Origin of the sequence: uncultured Methylibium sp. (genome assembly GCF_902826655.1) — a bacterium.
In the GTDB taxonomy this organism is placed as follows: domain Bacteria; phylum Pseudomonadota; class Gammaproteobacteria; order Burkholderiales; family Burkholderiaceae_C; genus Methylibium.
Genome location: NZ_CADEFR010000003.1, coordinates 125554 through 144012 on the forward strand (window position 1 = coordinate 125554; position 18459 = coordinate 144012).

Consider the following 18459-nt stretch of genomic DNA (forward strand, 5'->3'; position numbering starts at 1 on the left):
GCAAAGAAGAAGGCCTCGATGAGCATCGAGGCCTTCGGTGTCCTGGTGGAGAGGAGGAGGATCGAACTCCCGACCTTCGCATTGCGAACGCGACGCTCTCCCAGCTGAGCTACCCCCCCACGACAACGCGCATTGTAGCCGACGCCGACGGCACGCTCAGCGCATGCCGTTGCGCCGCGCCAGCTCCAGCCACAGGCCGGCATGGTCGACGTCGGGCCAGCCGTGTTCGGCCGTGCTGGCGTAGAGCTGCTCGAAGAGCCGCGTGATCGGCGCGTCGAAGCCGGTCTCGGCACCGGTCGCCAGCGCGTTGCGCAGGTCCTTCAGCTGCACCGTCACGGCGGCGCGCTTGGCGAAATCGCGCTCGACCATGCGCTGGCCGTGCACCTCGAGGATGCGGCTGTCGGCGAAGCCTCCCTTGAGCGCCTCGCGCACCCGGGCCGGGTCGGCGCCGCCGCGCTCGGCCAGCAGCAGCGCCTCGGCGACCGCGCCGATGGTGATGCCGACGATCATCTGGTTGGCCAGCTTGGCCAGCTGGCCGGCGCCGTGCGGGCCCACGTGGGTCGAGCGACCCATCGGCGCGAAGACCGGCTGCGCGCGGGCGAAGTCCGCCGCCTCGCCGCCGGCCATGATCGTCAGCGTGCCGGCCTGCGCGCCCAGTGTGCCGCCGGACACCGGCGCGTCGACGTGGCCGATGCCGCGCGTCGCCAGCGCGGCGGCGTGTTCGCGGGCCTGGGCCGGCTTGATCGAACTCATGTCGACCAGCAACGCGCCGCGCGGCAGCGCATCGGCCACGCCCTGGGCGAACAGCAGGTCCTGCACGGCGTCGCCATGCTCGAGCATCGTGATCGCGACGTCGGCCTGGCGCACCGCCTCGGTCGCGGCATCGGCGATGCGCGCGCCATCGGCGGCCAGCGGCTCGGCCTTCGCGCGCGTGCGGTTCCACACCGTCACGTCGAAGCCGGCGCCGCACAGCCGCCGCGCCATCGGCGCGCCCATCAGGCCGGTGCCCAGCAAGGCGATCTTCATCGGTGCTCCATGTCGTTGTGGTGGATCGGTGGGGTTCTGGGGCAGTATAGGAAGCGAGTCCACGACGCACCGCCCCCACCCACATGACCCTGCCGCAGCCCGCCAGCCTCGACCCCGCCTGGCTCGACGTCCAGTACAACAACCGCGCCCGCATCCCCGGGCATCCGCAGCTGTTCGCGCGCTGGGACGCCGACTCGGCGGCGGCCCGCGCCGCGCTGCCGTGTCGCGTCGACCTGCGCTACGGCGACGGGCCGAACGAGACGCTCGACGTCTTTCCGGCCGCGCAGCCCGGCGCGCCGGTGCTGGTCTTCATCCACGGCGGCTGGTGGCGGTCGCTCGACAAGGCCGGCCACAGCTTCGTCGCGCCGGCCTTCGTGCGCGGCGGCGCGACCGTGGTGCTGCCGAACTACGCGCTGTCGCCCAGCGTCACCATCGAGACCATCGTGCTGCAGATGACGCGCGCGCTGGCCTGGACCTGGCGCCACGCGGCCGCGCACCACGGCGACCCGCGGCGCATCGTGCTGGTCGGCCACTCGGCAGGCGGTCACCTCGCGACGATGCTGCTGGCCTGCGACTGGCGGCGCGTCGCGCCCGATCTGCCGGCCGGGCTGGTGAGGTGCGCGCTCAGCATCTCGGGGCTCTACGAGCTGGAGCCGGTGCGGCTGACGCCCTTCCTGAAGGCCGATCTGCGGCTGACGCCGGCCGCGGTGGCGCACCTCAGCCCGGCGCGCTTTCCAGCGCCGCGCGGGCGCACGCTGCTGGCCGCCGCCGGCGCGCTGGAGAGTGAGGAGTTCCTGCGCCAGAACCGCCTGATCCAGGCCGCCTGGGGCAAGGCGGTCGTGCCGCGCTGCGAGGAGGTGCCGGGCACGAACCACCTCGACGTCCTGCACGCGCTGGCCGAGCCGGACGGGGTGCTGCATGCGCGCGCCTGGGAACTTCTGCGCGCCTGAACCGGAATAAGACGGTCCCGCGGCCCCAGTTCCCCGCATTGCCGGGAGCCGGCCGGCCGTCCAATCGAGGCAACGATTCCGTGGCCTCATGCCCGCTGCCCCGTCCTCATCGACCAGCGCTCCGCCGCCGACGTCCGCCTCCGGCGCCGTCGGGCGGCGGCTCGGCCGTTTTCAGCTGCTGAGCCTGCTGGGCAAGAGCAGCCGCACGATGCTGTGGTGCGCGCGCGAGCCGGCCACCGCCCACGACCTGATCCTGGCGCTGCCGCGCCACCAGCCGACCGATGCCGCGGCCCTGGAGCACTGGCTCCACGACGCCCGCCTCGTCGCGCGCCTGAATCATCCGCAGCTGCTGCCGGTCACCGAGGTCGGTGTCGAGGAGCGCTGGCCCTACGTCGCCGGTCCGGCCATCGAGGGCATGACGCTCGACGCACGGCTGGCCGGCGGCGAGCCGCCGACGCCGGCCGACGCGGCACTATGGATGATCGACCTGCTGCAGGGCCTGGCCTTCGTGCACGAGGCCGGCCTCGCGCACGGCGACATCGGTGCCTACAGCGTGCTGATCGACGCGCAGGGTCGCGCGATGCTGCTGCCGGGCGCGGACGCGGGCAGTGCGCCGCCGGCACGGGCGGCCGGTGCCAGCGCCGCGCGCGCCGTCGACACCGGTGCGCTGCGCCTGCAGCGCGACGCCGGCGCCCGCGACCTGCAGGCCTGCGGCCTGCTGCTGCACCGCCTGCTGGCCGGCGCCCCGGCGCTGGACGAGACCGACCCGCCGACGGCGCTGGAGCGCCTGGACCGCGAGATCGTGCGCCTGGGCTGGACCACACCGCAGCCGGTGCCCGATGCCCTGCGCGCCATCGTCAACCGCGCCACCGAACGCGAGCCGCAGCGCCGCTACCTCGGCGCGCGCAGCCTGCAGCGCGCACTGCAGGGCTGGCTTGATGCGCAGGCGGCCGGCAGCGAGGGCGCGCTGGCGCTGCTGCTGGATCGCATGCACAGCGTCGGCCACCTGCCGGCGCTGCCGGGATTGCTGTCGCGCGTGTCCGCGGTGGTGGCGATGGAGCAGCAGCGCATCAGCGACATGGCCGAGGTGCTGATCCAGGATCCGGCGCTGGCCTTCGAGCTGCTGAGGCTGGTCAACGCCGCGCAGTTCGCGGCCCAGGCCGGCAGCGGCGTCGCCACCGTGCGGCGCGCCGTGCAGCTGATCGGCGTGCAGGGCTTGCGCCGCAGCACGACCGGCCTGAAGCCCTGGCCGGGCGCGCTGCAGCAACAGCATGCGCCGGCCCTGGCCGCCGCGCTGCGCGAGGCGCGACTCGCTGCCCACGTGGCGCGCCGGCTGTGCCCGGCCGACATGGACGGCGAGGAGGCCTTCCTCGTCGGCCTGCTGCAGCATCTGGGCGCGCTGCTGCTGCGCTATCACTTCCCCGACGAGGCCGAGCAGATCCACCGCCTGGTCCATCCGGGTCCCGAGGTGCCGCGCGGCATGCCCGAGGCGGCCGCGGCCTGCGCCGTGATCGGCGTCGAGCCCGAGGTGCTGGCGCTGGCCGTCGCGCGCCACTGGGGCCTGCCCGAATCGATGCTGCACGCGATGCGCCGCGTCTCGACCGACGCGCCGGTGCGCACGCCCGACCAGCGCGGCGACATGATGCGGCTGCTGGCCGGTGCCGCCGTCGAGGCGGTCGACGCGTTGAACTCGCGCGAGGCGCGCAGCGGCGCTGCCGCCGTCGCGATCGGCAAGGTGACGCAGCGCTACGCGCGCGCCATCGTGCTGGGCCAGAACGAACTGGCCGACGCGCTGCAGTCGGCGCTGCGCGACGTCGACGCGAGCGCGCATCCCGTGGACCAGGCGGCCTGAACGTGGGTGCGGCTGCCGTCGCCGGCGTCGAGCGCGTCGGCCGCTTCGAGCTCCGTCGCGTGCTGGGCCGTGGTGCGCAGAGCACCGTCTGGCTGGCGCACGACCCGCGGCTGGCGCGCGACGTCGCGCTGAAGCTGATGAACGTCGAGGCCGGGGCCGATCTCGGCGACTGGCTGGCCGAGGCGCGCGCCGCCGCCGGCCTGAACCATCCGCACATCGTCCCGGTCTTCGAGGCCGACCTGCACGGCAGCGGCGCGCGGGCCCAGCCCTATCTCGTCTTCGAGTACGTGGCCGGCGCCTCGCTGGACCGGCACCTGCTGCAGCGCGGCCCCTATGCGCCGCGCGAGGCGGTCGAGTGGATGCTCGGCGTGGTCGATGCGCTGGCCCAGGCGCATGCCGCCGGCCTGGTGCACCGCGACCTGAAGCCGTCGAACTTTCTCGTCGACGCGGCCGGCCATGCTCGCGTCACCGACTTCGGCATCGCGGTGAAGAGCGGCGTCGCCGTCGCGGCCGTCGGCACGCCGCGCTACGCCGCACCCGAGACGCTGAAGCGCGAGCCGCCGACGCCGGCGGTCGATGTCTTCGCGCTCGGCCTCGTGCTGGCCGAGCTGATGCTGGGCCGCGCGCTGATCACCGAGACCGAGGTGCCGGCGATCCTCAAGCGCATCGCCGACACCGACCTCGCGCTGCCGGCCCAGACGCCGCAACCCATCGACGACGCGCTGCGTGGCGTGATCCAGCGTGCGCTGGCGCGCGATGCGGCGCAGCGCTTCCGCGACGCCGGCGAGCTGCGCGACGCGCTGAAGGCCTGGCTCGCACCGGCCGCCGACGATACCGGCGCAGCCGGTTCCCAGAAGGCCGGCACGCTCGACTTCCTGCTGCGCCGCATGCGCCACAAGACCGACTTCCCGGCGCTGTCGGACTCGGTCGCCAGCATCCAGCGTGTCGCCGCGTCCGAGAACGAGAACCTCGGCACCCTGGCCGGCGAGATCCTCAAGGACGTGGCGCTGACGCACAAGCTGCTGCGGCTGGTCAACACCGCGCACTACTCGCAGGCCGGCGGCGGCAGCATCAGCACGGTCTCGCGCGCAGTGCAGCTGATGGGCTTTGCCGGCGTGCGCAACCTCGCGCTGTCGCTGGTGCTGGTCGAGCACATGAACGACAAGCTACACGCGCAGCAGATCCGCCAGGAGTTCCTGCGCGCGCTGATGGCCGGCACGCTGGCCGAGGAGCTGTGCCCGGGCTCGATGGCGCAGCACGGCGTGATGGAGGAGGCCTTCCTCGGTGCGATGTTCCAGAACCTCGGCCGTCTGCTGGCCGAGTTCTACTTCCCCGAGGAAGCCGAGCAGGTGCGCCGGCTCGTGCGCCCCGGCGTCGTGCCTGCACGCAGCGCGCCGAAGCAGCCGATGCCCGAAGCGGCAGCCTCGGTGTCGGTGCTGGGCCTGAGCTACGAAGAGCTGGGCCTGGGCGTCGCCCGCCACTGGGGCCTGCCCGACACGCTGCAGCGCTGCATGCGCACGGCGACCGGCACGCCGCCCTCGCAGCCCCCCGCCGCCGTGCCCGAGCGCCTGCGCTGGCTGGCCAGCGCCGCCAACGAGATCGCCGACACGCTGCTGCATCACGAACCCGAGGAAGCGACGCGCAAGCTCGCCGAGCTGGCCGAGCGTCATGCGCGTGCCATCGGCGTGCCGGCGCGCGAGATGATCGCGGCCGTCGGCCGCTCGCGCGGGCGCCTGACCGAACTGGCCGCGGGCCTGGAGATCCGCCTGCAGCCCGGCGCCACCGCCGAGCGGCTGCTGGCGCCCAAGCCGCAGCCGGCTGCCGCATCGGCCGCGCCCGCGAAGCACGGCGCGGCTGCGTCCGACACCCTGTCCGACCTCGCCATCGGCCCGGGTCGCGTCGAGGACACCCTGGTGCTGGCTGCACCGCAAGGCCGCGACCGCGCCGCCGCCGCCGACCCGGCCAGCGTGCTGGCCGCCGGCATCCAGGACATCACGAACAGCATGGTCGACGAGGTCAAGCTCGGCGAGGTGCTGCGCATGATCCTGGAGACGATGTACCGCGCGCTCGGCTTCCGGCGCGTGCTGTTCTGCCTGCGCGACGCGAAGAGCGGCGCGCTGGTCGGCCGCTTCCTGCTGGGCGAGGGCGACGAGGCGCTGAAGGCGGCCTTCCGCGTCGCGCTCAAGCCGGCGCCGGGCACGACCGCCGATCTGTTTGCGGCCGTGTGCCTGAAGGGCGCCGACACGCTGATCAGCGATGCCACCGCGAACAATCTCCGCGGCCGCCTGCCGGCCTGGTACCGCGACACGATCGACGCGCCGGCCTTCCTGCTGCTGCCGCTGTCGGTCAAGCAGGCGCCGGTCGGCCTGATCTACGCCGACAAGGCCGAAGCCGGCGCGATCGTGCTGAGCGAGAAGGAACTGTCGCTGCTGCGCACCTTGCGCAATCAGGCCGTGATGGCGTTCCGCCAGGCGAGCGGCGGATGACGACAGAGCAAGGGTGACGAGCCTGATCCCGTCACTGAGAGCTAACGGTTAGGGCTGCTTCGTTCCCGACCTGACCCGGTTGGCCGCGCCCCCATGCGGGGAGGCCCGTCGAGGTGGATTGTAGGTGACGGGTCCTCGGGCCCTTCACCGCTTCAACGAAGCTTGAGGTCGTCGTCGGAGAAGCGCACGCCGATCGGCTCGATCAGCAGTTGCTTCGGCCCCGCCTCGACCGCGCCCGCGACCCAGGCCGCGACGCCCGTGGCCTTCGCGACCTCGACGGTGCGCGCTGCGTCCGCGGCCTTGACGAAGAGCGCGAAGCCCGCGCCCATGTTCAGCGTCGAGTAGGCCTCGCGCGCGTCGTGGCCGGCGTGCCGGGCGATGAACTCCAGCACCGGTGGCACCGGCGGCACGGTGTGGATGCGGTAGGTGTGGGTCGCGGGGTGGCGCAGCAGCTTGCGCCAGCCGTGGCCGGTGATGTTGGCGCTGTAGTGCGGCACGATGCCGGCCTGCCACAGCCCCTCGGTCACCGGCGAATACAGCGCCGTCGGCGCGAGCAGGGCTTCGCCGTAGCTCAGGCCCGGCGCCACTTCGGTGAGGTAGCCCTGCGGCAGCCGTTCCACCAGCTTGCGCGCCAGGCTCAGGCCGTTGGCGTGGATACCGCTCGAGGCCAGCAGCACGATCGCGTCGCCCGGTGCCAGCGCGTCGCCGACCGAGAGCCGGCTCTTCGGGTTGATCAGTCCGGTGCAGGACGCCGCGAGGTCGATGCGCCCGGCCTCGACGATGCCGGCCAGCGCCGGTGTCTCGCCGCCGCCCCAGGCCACGCCGCAGACGTCGCAGGCGCGTTTCCAACCGGCCACCAGCGCCTGCGCTCGTTGGGCGTCGCCGAACCAGTCGCTGCCGCCGGCGGCCCAGTAGGCCTGCACCACCAGCGGCGTCGCGCCGACGGTGATCAGGTCGTTGATCGCCATCGCGATGGTGTCCTGCGCGATGCGGTCGTACCAGCTCCTGCCGGTGAGCGCCTGCATCTCGTCGGCGACCAGCGCCTTGCTGCCCAGGCACTCGACGATGCTGGCCAGGTAGAAAGGGCCAACGTCGACGACGTAGGCCGACTCGCCACGCGAGGCCGCGACCTCGCCGAAGCCGTGCGCCGCCAGGTTGATCGCGGTGTCCTTCGCGGCGCGCTGCGCGGCCACCTTCAGCGGATCGATGAGGTCGTAGTTGACGCCGGCCTGTTCGTAGCTCAGCGGGGTGGGTGCAGCGGTGGTCATGGGCGGGCAGGGGGCGCGAGTGCGCCGGATTATCCGGCACCGCGCCGCCGCGGGGCCTTGCGCTGCCCCGGTAAACTGATTCGCATGAGCACCCTGGTCCTGGCCCGCAAGTACCGTCCGCGCCACTTCGGCGAGATGGTCGGCCAGGAGCACGTGGTGCGCGCGCTGGCCAACGCGCTGGGCTCGCAACGCCTGCATCACGCCTACCTCTTCACCGGCACGCGCGGCGTCGGCAAGACCACGGTCTCGCGCATCCTCGCCAAGAGCCTCAACTGCACCGGGCTCGACGGCCAGGGCGGCATCACCGCCCAGCCCTGCGGCGTCTGCCCGGCCTGCCGCGACATCGATGCCGGCCGCTTCGTCGACTACACCGAGCTCGACGCGGCCAGCAACCGCGGCGTCGACGAGATCCAGCAGCTGCTGGAGCAGTCGGCCTACAAACCGGTGGTCGGGCGCTTCAAGGTCTTCATGATCGACGAAGTGCACATGCTGTCGACGACGGCCTTCAACGCGATGCTGAAGACGCTGGAGGAGCCGCCCGAGTACCTGAAGTTCGTGCTGGCCACGACGGACCCGCAGAAGGTGCCGGTCACCGTGTTGAGCCGCTGCCTGCAGTTCAACCTGCGGCCGATGCCGCCCGAGGTCGTGCGCACGCACCTGCAGCAGGTGCTGGCCAGCGAGTCCATCGAGGCCGAGCCCGGTGCGCTGCGCCTGCTGGCGCGCGGCGCGCACGGCTCGATGCGCGACGCGCTCTCGCTCACCGACCAGGCGATCGCCTTCGGCGCCGGTGCGCTGACCGAGGCGGGCGTGCGCCAGATGCTCGGCGCCGTCGAGCGCAGCCACGTCTATGCGCTGATCGATGCGCTGGCCGCCGGCGACGGTGCGGCCGTGGTCGCCACCGCGGACGCCTTGCGCGCCGAGGGGCTGTCGGCCGAGGGCGCGCTCGAGGAGATGACCGTGGTGCTGCAGCAGATGGCGCTGCTGCAGGCCGTGCCCGGCGCGCTGGACGCCGACGATCCCGACACCGCCGCGCTCGAGCAGCGCGCCGGCCTGCTGCCGCCCGACGAGACCCAGCTGCTCTACAGCATCGCGCTGCACGGCCGCGGCGAGCTGGCGCTGGCGCCCGATGAGTACGGCGGTCTGGTGATGGTGCTGTTGCGCATGCTGGCCTTCCGGCCGGGCGGGGCGACGCGGTCGGTGCCGCCGCGCGCTGCCGCCGCGCCGTCCTCGGCGGCGCCGGCGCCGCGACCCGCACCGGCGGTGCCGCTGGCGCGCAATCCGGCCGTGGCCAGCACCGCGGTCGCACCGGCCAGCAAGCCCGCGCCGGTCCAGGCGACGGCGCCCGCGGCCGGCGTGCCGCCGTGGGAAGAAGAGATCCCGATCGAGGCCGAGGCGCCGGTCGCGCCGGCCGCGCCGCGGTCCGCGCGCGCGCCTGCGCTTGCACCGGTGGCCGATGCGGCGCCGCTCGTCACCGGCCCGCTCGGCGATCGCTGGCACGCGCTGGTGCAGTCGCTCGTGGCCGCCAATGCGGTGGCTGCGCTGGTGCGCGAGCTGGCACTGCAGGCCGAGTGCACCGCCATCGACGGCGGCGAGACGCGCTTCGCCTTGCGCGTCGAGCGCGAGGCCCTGCGCAACCCCGCGCATGCCGACAAGCTGCAGGCCGCGCTGGCGCAGGTGCTGGGCCACGCGGTCGCGCTCGAGGTCGAGGCCGGCGCGGTCGTCGACACGCCGGCGCGCCGCGACGCCGCAGCGCGCGAGGCACGCCAGCGCGCGGCCGAGGCCGAGATCGATGCCGACCCGTTCGTCGTGCAGATGCTGTCGCAGTACAAGACGGCGCGCATCGTGCCGGGGTCGGTCAAGCCGACCTGACGATCATTTTCTGGAGAACGAGATGCTCAAAGGACAACTGGCCGGCCTGATGAAGCAGGCGCAGGCGATGCAGGACAACCTGAAGAAGGCGCAGGACGAGCTGGCGCTGATCGAGGTCGAGGGCCAGTCGGGCGCCGGCCTCGTGAAGGTCGTGATGACCTGCAAGCACGACGTGAAGCGCATCACCATCGACCCCAGCCTGCTGGCCGACGACAAGGACATGCTCGAGGACCTGGTCGCCGCCGCCGTCAACGACGCGGTGCGCCGCGCCGCCGCGACCAGCGAGGAGAAGATGGGCAAGCTCACCGCCGGCATGCCGATGCCTCCGGGGATGAAGTTCCCCTTCTGACCCCGTGGCCTCGTCGCTCGACCAGCTGACCGAGGCGCTGCGGCGCCTGCCGGGTGTCGGCGTCAAGTCGGCGCAGCGCATGGCCTACCACCTGCTGCAGCACGACCGCGGCGGCGCGCAGCAGCTGGCGCGGGCGCTCGAAGGCGCCGTGGCGACGGTGCGCCACTGCGCGCGCTGCCACACCTTCACCGAGGCCGAGGTCTGCAGCACCTGCCTCGATCCGGCGCGCGAGCGACGCCAGCTCTGCGTCGTCGAGACGCCGGCCGACCAGGCCGCGGTCGAGCGCAGCGGCAGCTACCACGGCCTCTACTTCGTGCTGATGGGGCGGCTGTCGCCGCTCGACGGCATCGGCGTGCGCGACATCGGCCTGGCCGCGCTGCTGGAGCGCGCGACCGACGGCGAGGTGCAGGAGCTGATCGTCGCGACCAACTTCACCGCCGAGGGCGAGGCCACGGCGCACGTGATCGCGCAGGCGCTCAAGGGGCGCGGCGTGACCGTCACGCGACTGGCGCGCGGCGTGCCGGTCGGCAGCGAGCTCGAGTACGTCGACCTCGGCACGATCGCGCACGCGCTCAGCGACCGGCGCTGAGCGCCGGCGCAGAACCGGTCAGCGCCTGCCGGCCTTGGCGCGCTTGCTGCTGGTGGCCTTCTTGGCGGTGCGCGTGCCCTTCTTGGCCGCCGCCTTGGCCGGTACGTAGAGCACCACCGCCTGGCCGGTGGCGAAGGACGCCCCGGCCGAGACCTTGTTCCAGGTCGCGAGGCTGGCCGCGCTGACGCGGTAGCGCGTCGCGATCGAGGCCACGCTGTCGCCCTTGCGCGCCTTCACCGTCGTGCGCCGCAGGTTGGGGCCGTCGGACACCAGGTGCATGGCCGCGTTGTCGGCGACGCGCTCCGACACATCCTGGTGGCGCTGGTGGTTGCGCGGGACCAGCAGCGTCGAGCCGGCCTTGATCAGCATGCGCGGCGGGATGCGGTTGACGTCGCGCAGCGCTTCCTCGCTCATGCCGGCCTGCTTGGCCGCGTCGCCCGGCTTCATGGTCCTGGGCACGGTCCAGGCGGTCCAGCTGGCCAGCGGCCCCTGGTGCTGGCGCAGCGCGATCAGGAAGTCGTTCGCGTTGTCGTAGGGCAGCAGCACCTGCGGCGTGCCGGCCGCCAGGATCACCGGCCGGTTGAGCTGCGGGTTCAGGGCCTGGAACTCGCTCATCGTCAGGCCGGCCAGGCGCGCCACCAGCGCCACGTCGACGTCGCGCTGGATCGGCACGCTGAGGAAGTAGGGGTGGTTCTCGAGCGTCGGCAGCACCAGGCCGAAGTCCTGCGGCCGCGCGACGATGTTCTTCACGGCCTGCAGCTTGGGCACGTAGTAGCGCGTCTCGAGCGGCATCTTCAGGCTGAGGTAGTCGGTCGGCAGCCCGGCCTTCTGGTTGCGCGCCATCGCGCGGCCGACGCTGCCCTCGCCCCAGTTGTAGGCGGCCAGCGCCAGGTGCCAGTCGCCGAACTGGGCATGCAGCTTCTGCAGGTAGTCGAGCGCGGCGCGCGTCGACGCCAGCACGTCGCGGCGCTCGTCGCGGAAGATGTTCTGCGTCAGGTCGTAGTGCTTGCCGGTCGAGGGGATGAACTGCCACATGCCCGAGGCCTTGGCCGAGGACATCGCCTGGGGGTTGAATGCGCTCTCGATGAAGGGCAGCAGCGCCAGCTCGGTGGGCATGCCGCGGCGCTCGATCTCGTCGACGATGTGATAGAGGTAGCGGCTGGAGCGCTCGGTCATGCGCTGCACGTAGTCGGGTCGCGTCGCGTACCACTGCTCGCGGTTGCGCACGAGGTCGGTGTCGAGGTCGGGCATCGCGAAGCCGCGTCGCACCCGCACCCACAGGTCGCGCTGGGCCGTGTCGTCGGCCAGGTTGACGGGCTCCTCGGGACGCACCGGATCGGTCGGCGTGCCGGCGGCGACGGCGGGCGGCTCGCCGGGTGCGGCCGGCACCGACCCGGACGCGGCGACGGCCGGCGCGGAGGCGGCGACCGGCGCCGGCACGGAGGCCGCCGCGACCGGCACGCTGGCCGCCGAGGCGGCGGATGCGACCGGGGGCGGCACCGGTGTCGGGGCCGTGGCGCAGGCCGCCAGCAGCAGCGTCAGGGCCAGGGAAGGTGCAAGACGCTGCAGCAGGGCGGTGGGGCGCTTCATCGGAATTCGTTCTTCCACTGTCGCAATGCGGCGAGCACGCTCACCGCATCGTCGCCGGTCGCGCCGTGGGCCCGCGCCGCGGCGCGGACCTCGGGTTCGGCGACCCGCAGGAAAGGATTGACCTGCCGTTCGGTGGACACGCTGCTGGGCAGCGTCGGCAGGTCGCGTCGGCGCAGCGATTCGCAGCGCGCGCTGTAGTCGACCAGTTCGGCGTTGCCGGGTTCCACGGCGCGCGCGAACTTCAGGTTGGACAGCGTGTACTCGTGGGCGCAGCAGACCCGCGTGTCGCCCGGCAGCGCCGCCAGCCGCGACAGCGAGGCATGCATCTGCGCCGGCGTGCCCTCGAACAGGCGGCCGCAGCCGCCGCTGAACAGCGTGTCGCCGCAGAACAGGATCGGCGCCTGGCCGGCCGGCCGGCCGAAGTAGGCGATGTGGCCGGCCGTGTGGCCCGGCACGTCGATGACCTCGAAGCGCGTGCCGAACAGGTCGACCGCGTCACCGCCGCGCAGCGGCACGTTGGGTTCGGGGATGGACTCGGTCGCCGGCGCCCACACCGGCCCCTGCAGGCGATCGCGCAGCGCATCGACGCCGCCGACGTGGTCGCCGTGGTGGTGGGTCACTACAATCGCCGACAGCTTCAGCGACCGCTCGTCGAGAGCACGAACGACCGGTGCTGCGTCCCCCGGATCGACGACGATGGCCGACACGCCATCGTGAAGCATCCAGATGTAGTTGTCGGTGAAGGCGGGAACAGCAAGCAGGTCCATGACGCAAGAGGCTTCGAGTATAGATTTGCCGCGCTGGCTGCAGACACCGCCGGGACGCTACGTCCTGGACTGGGAGCAGGCGCGCATCGATGCCCACGTGGCCGACGTCTTCGGCTTCCACGCGCTGCAGCTCGGCCTGCCCGAGATCGACGCGCTGCGCGCCAACCGCATGCCGCACCGCTGGCTCGCGCGCCCGGGCGTCACGCCCGCCGCGGCCCGCGAGGCCGACCACGACGCCCCGCCGGCGCCGATGCCGGCGACATCGCTGCTGTGCGACTTCGAGGCGCTGCCGTTCCCGAGCCAGAGCCTGGACCTGGTCGTGCTGCCGCACACGCTGGAGTTCGCGCGCGACGCCCACCACACGCTGCGCGAGGTCGAGCGCGTGCTGGTGCCCGAGGGCCGCGTGGTCATCGTCGGCTTCAACCCGGCCAGCCTGTGGGGTTTGCGGCAGTGGGGCGGGCGCTGGTCGCGCCGGCTGGGCGCCGGCGGCAACGGCGCCAGCCTGTTCCTGCCGCGCGCCGGCGAGTTCATCGCCAACCGCCGGCTGCGCGACTGGCTGCGCCTGCTCAGCTTCGAGGTCGAGGGCGGTGCCTTCGGCTGCTACCGGCCGGCGCTGCGCTCCCAGCCGTGGCTGGACCGCTGGGGCTGGATGGAGAAAGCCGGCGACCGCTGGTGGCCGATGTTCGGTGCGGTCTACCTCGTCACGGCCGTCAAGCGCGTGCGCGGCATGCGGCTGATCGGCCTGGCGCGCGGCAAGGCCCCGAAGTCGCGCGCCGCGCCGGCCGTGGTGAGCCACCGGCACCGCGAACTGAGCGAGGAGCTGGAGTGAGCGCGGCCCGCAGCGTCAGCGACGTGATCGCCCGCCCGGCCGTGACCATCTACACCGACGGCGCCTGCAAGGGCAACCCGGGGCCTGGCGGCTGGGGCGCCTGGCTGTCGAGCGACGGCCACGAGAAGGAACTCAGCGGCGGCGAGGCCAGCACCACCAACAACCGCATGGAGCTGACCGCGGTGATCGAGGCCCTGGGCTCGCTCAAGCGCAGCTGCAAGGTCGCGCTGTACACCGACAGCGAGTACGTCCGCAAGGGCATCACCGAATGGATCCACGGCTGGAAGCAGCGCGGCTGGAAGACCGCCGACCGCAAGCCGGTCAAGAACGCCGACCTGTGGCAGAAGCTCGAGTCCCTGGCCTCGGTGCACCATGTCGACTGGCACTGGGTCAAGGGCCACGCCGGCGACCCGGGCAACGAGCGCGCCGACGCACTGGCCAACCAGGGCGTGGCGCGCTTCCTGTGAGCCGGGCCGCCTTGTGTGAAGCAATGTTTCCCCTCGCCCGGCCGTGCGGTATGCAAAGCCGCTGCCGCCGCGCCGGGCCGCGGCGGTTCAGAATCCTGAGATTCTGCTGACAAGCTCCCGATGAAACGACTGCATCTCAGCGTGGCCGCCGTGGGCCTGATCGCCGCCTCGCTGCTGGCCTGGTGGTGGCAGCAGCGCGCACCGTCGTCGGCCTCGGGCGCCGGCGTCGCGAACGCGGCCCCCAGCGCCCCCGGCCGAGGCGCCACGCCGGCCGGGCCGGTGTCGGTCGAGGTGGCCCGCGCCGAGGCGCGCGACCTGACCGACGACACGACGGCCGTCGGCAGCCTGCGCTCGCGCCAGGGCGTGGTGATCCGCCCCGAGGTCAGCGGCCGCATCGTGCGGCTCGGCTTCGTCGACGGCCAGCGCGTGAAGCGCGGGCAGCTGCTGGTGCAGTTCGACGACTCGCTGCCGCAGGCCCAGCTGCGCCAGGCGCAGGCCCAGCTGGCGATCGCGCGCACGACGCTGCAGCGCAATGCCGAGCTGGTGGCGCAGAACTTCGTCACGCAGAGCGTGGTCGACCAGGCGCAGGCCAACGTCGCCGTGGCCGAGGCCCAGGTCGCGCTGGCGCGTGCCACGGTCGACAAGCTGCGCATCCTCGCGCCCTTCGACGGCCAGGCCGGCATCCGCCAGGTCAACGTCGGCGACTACCTGAAGGACGGCGCCGACATCGTCGCGCTGGAGGACAGCTCCAGCGTCTACGTCGACTTCAACCTGCCCGAGCGCTTCGCCACGCGCATCAAGCCGCAGCAGAAGGTCGCGGTCGCGATCGACTCGCTGGCGGGGCAGACCTTCAGCGCCGTCGTCGAGGCGCTGGAGCCGCAGATCACCGCCGACGGCCGCGCCATCGCCGTGCGGGCCCGCGTGCCCAACGCCAGCGCGCAACTGCGTCCGGGCATGTTCGCGCGCGTCAAGGTCGTGCTGGGGCAGCGGCCGGGCGCGGTCCTGGTGCCCGAGGAGGCGCTGCTGCCGCAGGCCGGCAAGGAGCTGCTGATCAAGGTCGTCGACGGCCCCCGGGGCCCGACCTCGCAGCGGCTCGAGGTCCGCACCGGCCTGCGCCGCGACGGCAAGGTCGAGATCCTCGACGGCGTCGCCGCCGGCGACCGCATCGTCACCGCCGGTCAGCAGCAGCTGGCGCGCGGCGACGCGCTGCCGCTGAAGCTGGTCGAGCTGGGCGCCAAGCCGGCGCAGGCGGCACCGGTCGCGCCGTCCGGGCCGGCGGCGTCGGCGGCGCGCGCCGGCTGAGCGGCAGGTCGCGATGCAGCTCGCCGAGGCCTCGATCCGCCGCCCGGTCTTCGCGACCGTGCTGTCGCTGCTGCTGGTGCTGATCGGCCTGGTGTCGTTCTCGCGCCTGCAGCTGCGCGAGTACCCGCGCATCGACGAGCCGGTGGTCACCGTGACGACGCGGCTGACCGGTGCGTCGTCCGAGGTGATCGAGTCGCAGGTCACCAAGCCGCTGGAAGACTCGATCGCCGGCATCGACGGCGTCGACATCGTCACCTCGATCTCGCGCTCCGAGGAAAGCCAGATCACGGTGCGCTTCAAGCTCGAGAAGGACCCGGACAACGCCGCTGCCGACGTGCGCGACCGCGCCTCGCGCGTGCGCGGCCGGCTGCCGGACACCGTCGACGAACCCATCATCACCAAGGTCGAGGCCGACGCCTCGCCGACGATCTGGCTGACCTTCAGCAGCGATTCGCAGACCGCATTGCAGCTGACCGACCTGCTGACGCGCATCATCAAGCCGCGGCTGCAGACCGTCCCGGGCGTGGCCGACGTGCAGATCCGCGGCGACCGCACCTACGCGATGCGGGTCTGGCTCGACCCCGACAAGCTGGCCGCCTTGCGCCTGACGGTGCAGGACGTCGAGGACGCGATCCGGCGCCAGAACCTCGAGGTGCCGGCCGGGCGCATCGAGAGCCAGCAGCGCGAGTTCACCGTCACCGCGCGCACCGACCTGGCGACGCCGGCGCAGTTCGCCGACATCGCGATCAAGCAGAGCGCCCAGGGCTACACGGTGCGGATGCGCGACATCGCGCGCGTCGAGGAGGCGCCTGCCAGCGAGCGCAGCGCGGTGCGATTCAACGGCAAGCCGGCGGTGTCGGCCGGCGTGGTGCGCAACGCCACCGCCAACCCGCTGGAGCTGGCCCAGGGCGTTCGCGACATGCTGCCGCGGCTGCGCGAAGAGCTGCCGCCCGGCGTGAGCGTGCAGGTGGCGAACGACAACACGGTGTTCATCGACCGCTCGATCCGGTCGGTCTTCCAGACCATCGTCGAGGCGGTGGTGCTGGTCGCGCTGGTGGTGTTCGTGTTCCTGCGCACGCTGCGCGCGTCGATCATTCCGCTGGTCACCATCCCCGTCAGCCTGATCGGCGCCTTCGCGCTGATCGCGCTGGCCGGCTTCACCGTCAACACACTGACGCTGCTGGCGCTGGTGCTGGCGATCGGCTTGGTGGTCGACGACGCGATCGTCGTGCTCGAGAACATCTACCGCCACATCGAAGAGGGCATGGAGCCCTTCCAGGCGGCGCTCAAGGGTGTGCGCGAGATCGGTTTCGCGGTGGTGGCGATGACGCTCACGCTCGCAGCGGTGTTCGCCCCCATCGCCTTCACGCCCGGCCGCACCGGCCGGCTGTTCGCCGAGTTCGCGCTGACGCTGGCCGGCGCGGTGGTCGTCTCCGGCTTCGTTGCGCTGACGCTGAGCCCGATGATGTGCAGCCAGCTGCTGCGCCACAACCCCAGGCCCAGCCGCTTCGACCGCCTCGTCGAAGGCGGGCTGCAGCGCCTGACCGACGGCTACACCGGCGTGCTGCGCTGGACGCTGGCGCATCGCTGGGTCGTGGTGCTGGTGATGGTGGCGTCGGCGGCAGGCGCCGCGCTCCTGTTCAAGGGCATGAAGAGCGAGCTGGCGCCGATCGAGGACCGCGGCGTGGTCTTCACCAGCGTCAGCGCCCCGGACGGTGCGACGCTGGACTACACCTCGCGCTATCTCGGCGAGATCGAGAAGATCGCGCTCGCCGACCCCGACCTGGACCGCATCTTCATCATCTCCGGCACGCCGACGGTCGCGCAGGGCATCGCGGTGTTCCGCGGCAAGGACTGGAAGGACCGCGAGCGCAGCACGCCGACCATCGCGCGCGAGCTGTCGCCCAAGTTCGCCGCGCTGCCCGGCGTGCAGGCCTTCCCGGTGACGCCGCCCTCGCTGGGCGGGGGATTCCGCGAGCGGCCGGTCAACTTCGTGATCCTCACCTCGGACAGCTACGACAACCTGTTCGGCGTGGCCCAGCAGATGCTGGCCGAGATGGCGAGGAACCCCGGCATCGTCCAGCCCGACATCGACCTGCGCCTGAACAAGCCCGAGATCTACATCTCGGTCGACCGCGACCGCGCGGCCGATGCCGGCGTCTCGGTGGACGCCGTCGCGCGCACCATCGAGACGATGCTCGGCGGCCGCAACGTCACGCGCTACAAGCGCGATGCCGAACAGTACGACGTGATCGTGCAGACCCAGCCCAGCGGCCGCAGCACGCCCGAGGACATCGAGAAGCTCTACGTGCGCGGCCGCGCCGATGCCGCGGGCAACGCGGCGATGATCCCGCTGTCGGCGCTGGTCAAGGTGCAGACCAGCGTCGCGCCGCGCGAACTGAACCACTTCAACCAGCGCCGCTCGGTGACGATCACCGCCAACCTCGGCCCGGGCTACGCGCTCGGCGAGGCGCTGCAGTTCATGGACCAGGCCGCCGCGAAGGTGCTGCCGCCCGGCTACTCGACCGAGCTCAACGGCATCTCGCGCGAGTTCCGCACGTCCGGCGGCGCGCTCGGCCTCGTCTTCGTACTGGCGCTGCTGTTCATCTTCCTGGTGCTGGCGGCGCAGTTCGAGAGCTTCGTCGACCCCTTCGTGATCCTGCTGGCGGTGCCGCTGTCGATGGTCGGCGCGTTGCTGGCGCTCAAGCTGGCCGGGGGCACGCTCAACGTCTATTCGCAGATCGGCCTGATCACGCTGGTGGGCCTGATCACCAAGCACGGCATCCTGATCGTCGAGTTCTCCAACCAGCTGCGCCAGCAGGGACTGTCGACGCTCGAGGCGGTCACGCGGTCCGCGAGCCTGCGGCTGCGACCCATCCTGATGACCACCGGCGCGATGGTGCTGGGCGCGGTGCCGCTGGCGCTGGCCACCGGCGCCGGCGCCGAGAGCCGCCAGCAGATCGGCTGGGTCATCGTCGGCGGCATGTCGCTCGGCACGCTGCTGACGATCTTCGTCGTGCCGACCGTCTACACGCTGTTCGCGCGCCAGCACGCGCCGGGGCCGAACGACACGCCGGCCCTGGCCGACCAGCCCGCACCCGACGCGGCGGTCTGA

The 18459-nt window shown here is 72.6% G+C and carries 14 protein-coding genes, 1 tRNA gene and 1 other RNA gene; 10 read left to right on the forward strand and 6 right to left on the reverse strand.

The window, feature by feature from the left end; genetic code table 11:
* Positions 1-43: 43 nt before the first annotated feature.
* A tRNA-Ala gene (locus tag QZV97_RS02740) sits at positions 44-119 on the reverse strand.
* Positions 120-156: 37 nt separating this feature from the next.
* Positions 157-1026, reverse strand: a complete 870-nt coding sequence (locus QZV97_RS02745) for an NAD(P)-dependent oxidoreductase (RefSeq protein WP_295638052.1) — start codon at positions 1024-1026, stop codon at positions 157-159.
* An 83-nt stretch (positions 1027-1109) separates the two neighbouring features.
* Between QZV97_RS02745 and QZV97_RS02750 the strand changes: the two genes are divergently transcribed.
* The 3 genes from QZV97_RS02750 to QZV97_RS02760 all read left to right on the forward strand — a co-directional run bounded on the left by QZV97_RS02750 (position 1110) and on the right by QZV97_RS02760 (position 6314).
* Positions 1110-1976 carry an alpha/beta hydrolase gene (locus tag QZV97_RS02750; RefSeq protein ID WP_295638055.1) on the forward strand — a complete coding sequence of 289 codons (867 nt, stop codon included), beginning with the start codon at positions 1110-1112 and terminating at the stop codon, positions 1974-1976.
* A gap of 88 nt (positions 1977-2064) precedes the next feature.
* On the forward strand, positions 2065-3828 hold the full coding sequence (locus QZV97_RS02755) for an HDOD domain-containing protein (RefSeq protein ID WP_295638058.1): 1764 nt from the start codon (positions 2065-2067) through the stop codon (positions 3826-3828).
* 2 nt (positions 3829-3830) lie between these two features.
* The gene (locus tag QZV97_RS02760) at positions 3831-6314 is read left to right on the forward strand and encodes a serine/threonine protein kinase (protein WP_295638063.1); all 2484 of its coding nucleotides are present in this window, start codon (positions 3831-3833) and stop codon (positions 6312-6314) included.
* Between the two features lie 12 nt (positions 6315-6326).
* On the opposite strand, the gene ffs is transcribed toward QZV97_RS02760, so the two are convergent.
* Positions 6327-6424: signal recognition particle sRNA small type (gene ffs, locus QZV97_RS02765), an RNA gene on the reverse strand.
* A 42-nt stretch (positions 6425-6466) separates the two neighbouring features.
* Positions 6467-7582, reverse strand: coding sequence for an AIR synthase related protein (locus tag QZV97_RS02770; protein WP_295638066.1), 1116 nt, complete (start codon positions 7580-7582; stop codon positions 6467-6469).
* A gap of 84 nt (positions 7583-7666) precedes the next feature.
* Between QZV97_RS02770 and dnaX the strand changes: the two genes are divergently transcribed.
* Genes dnaX through recR form a run of 3 tightly spaced genes read left to right on the forward strand, consistent with a single transcriptional unit; the run spans position 7667 to position 10389 of the window.
* Positions 7667-9451 (forward strand): DNA polymerase III subunit gamma/tau, encoded by a 1785-nt coding sequence (gene dnaX / locus QZV97_RS02775; RefSeq protein ID WP_295638069.1) that lies wholly within the window; start codon positions 7667-7669, stop codon positions 9449-9451.
* Positions 9452-9473: 22 nt separating this feature from the next.
* Positions 9474-9800, forward strand: coding sequence for a YbaB/EbfC family nucleoid-associated protein (locus QZV97_RS02780; RefSeq protein WP_295638072.1), 327 nt, complete (start codon positions 9474-9476; stop codon positions 9798-9800).
* 4 nt (positions 9801-9804) lie between these two features.
* Positions 9805-10389, forward strand: coding sequence for a recombination mediator RecR (gene recR / locus QZV97_RS02785; RefSeq protein WP_295638075.1), 585 nt, complete (start codon positions 9805-9807; stop codon positions 10387-10389).
* Positions 10390-10407: 18 nt separating this feature from the next.
* Here recR and QZV97_RS02790 read toward each other — a convergent pair whose 3' ends face one another.
* Positions 10408-11979 carry a transglycosylase SLT domain-containing protein gene (locus QZV97_RS02790; protein WP_295638078.1) on the reverse strand — a complete coding sequence of 524 codons (1572 nt, stop codon included), beginning with the start codon at positions 11977-11979 and terminating at the stop codon, positions 10408-10410.
* Complete coding sequence (gene gloB / locus QZV97_RS02795; RefSeq protein ID WP_295638081.1) at positions 11976-12746, reverse strand: hydroxyacylglutathione hydrolase; 771 nt, start codon at positions 12744-12746, stop codon at positions 11976-11978. The genes QZV97_RS02790 and gloB overlap by 4 nt, the downstream gene beginning before the upstream one ends.
* Here gloB and QZV97_RS02800 point away from each other — a divergent pair.
* The 4 genes from QZV97_RS02800 to QZV97_RS02815 all read left to right on the forward strand — a co-directional run bounded on the left by QZV97_RS02800 (position 12745) and on the right by QZV97_RS02815 (position 18459).
* Entirely contained in the window at positions 12745-13575 is an 831-nt protein-coding gene (locus QZV97_RS02800; RefSeq protein WP_295638084.1) for a methyltransferase domain-containing protein, read from the forward strand. The two genes, gloB and QZV97_RS02800, sit on opposite strands and share 2 nt — an antisense overlap.
* A complete protein-coding gene (gene rnhA, locus QZV97_RS02805) occupies positions 13572-14042 on the forward strand; it encodes a ribonuclease HI (RefSeq protein WP_295638087.1) in 471 nt (156 codons plus the stop codon). Before QZV97_RS02800 ends, rnhA begins: the two co-directional genes overlap by 4 nt.
* A 120-nt stretch (positions 14043-14162) precedes the next feature.
* Positions 14163-15344: an efflux RND transporter periplasmic adaptor subunit gene (locus QZV97_RS02810; protein ID WP_295638090.1), complete on the forward strand. Its 1182-nt coding sequence runs from the start codon at positions 14163-14165 to the stop codon at positions 15342-15344.
* 13 nt (positions 15345-15357) lie between these two features.
* A complete protein-coding gene (locus QZV97_RS02815; protein WP_295638093.1) occupies positions 15358-18459 on the forward strand; it encodes an efflux RND transporter permease subunit in 3102 nt (1033 codons plus the stop codon).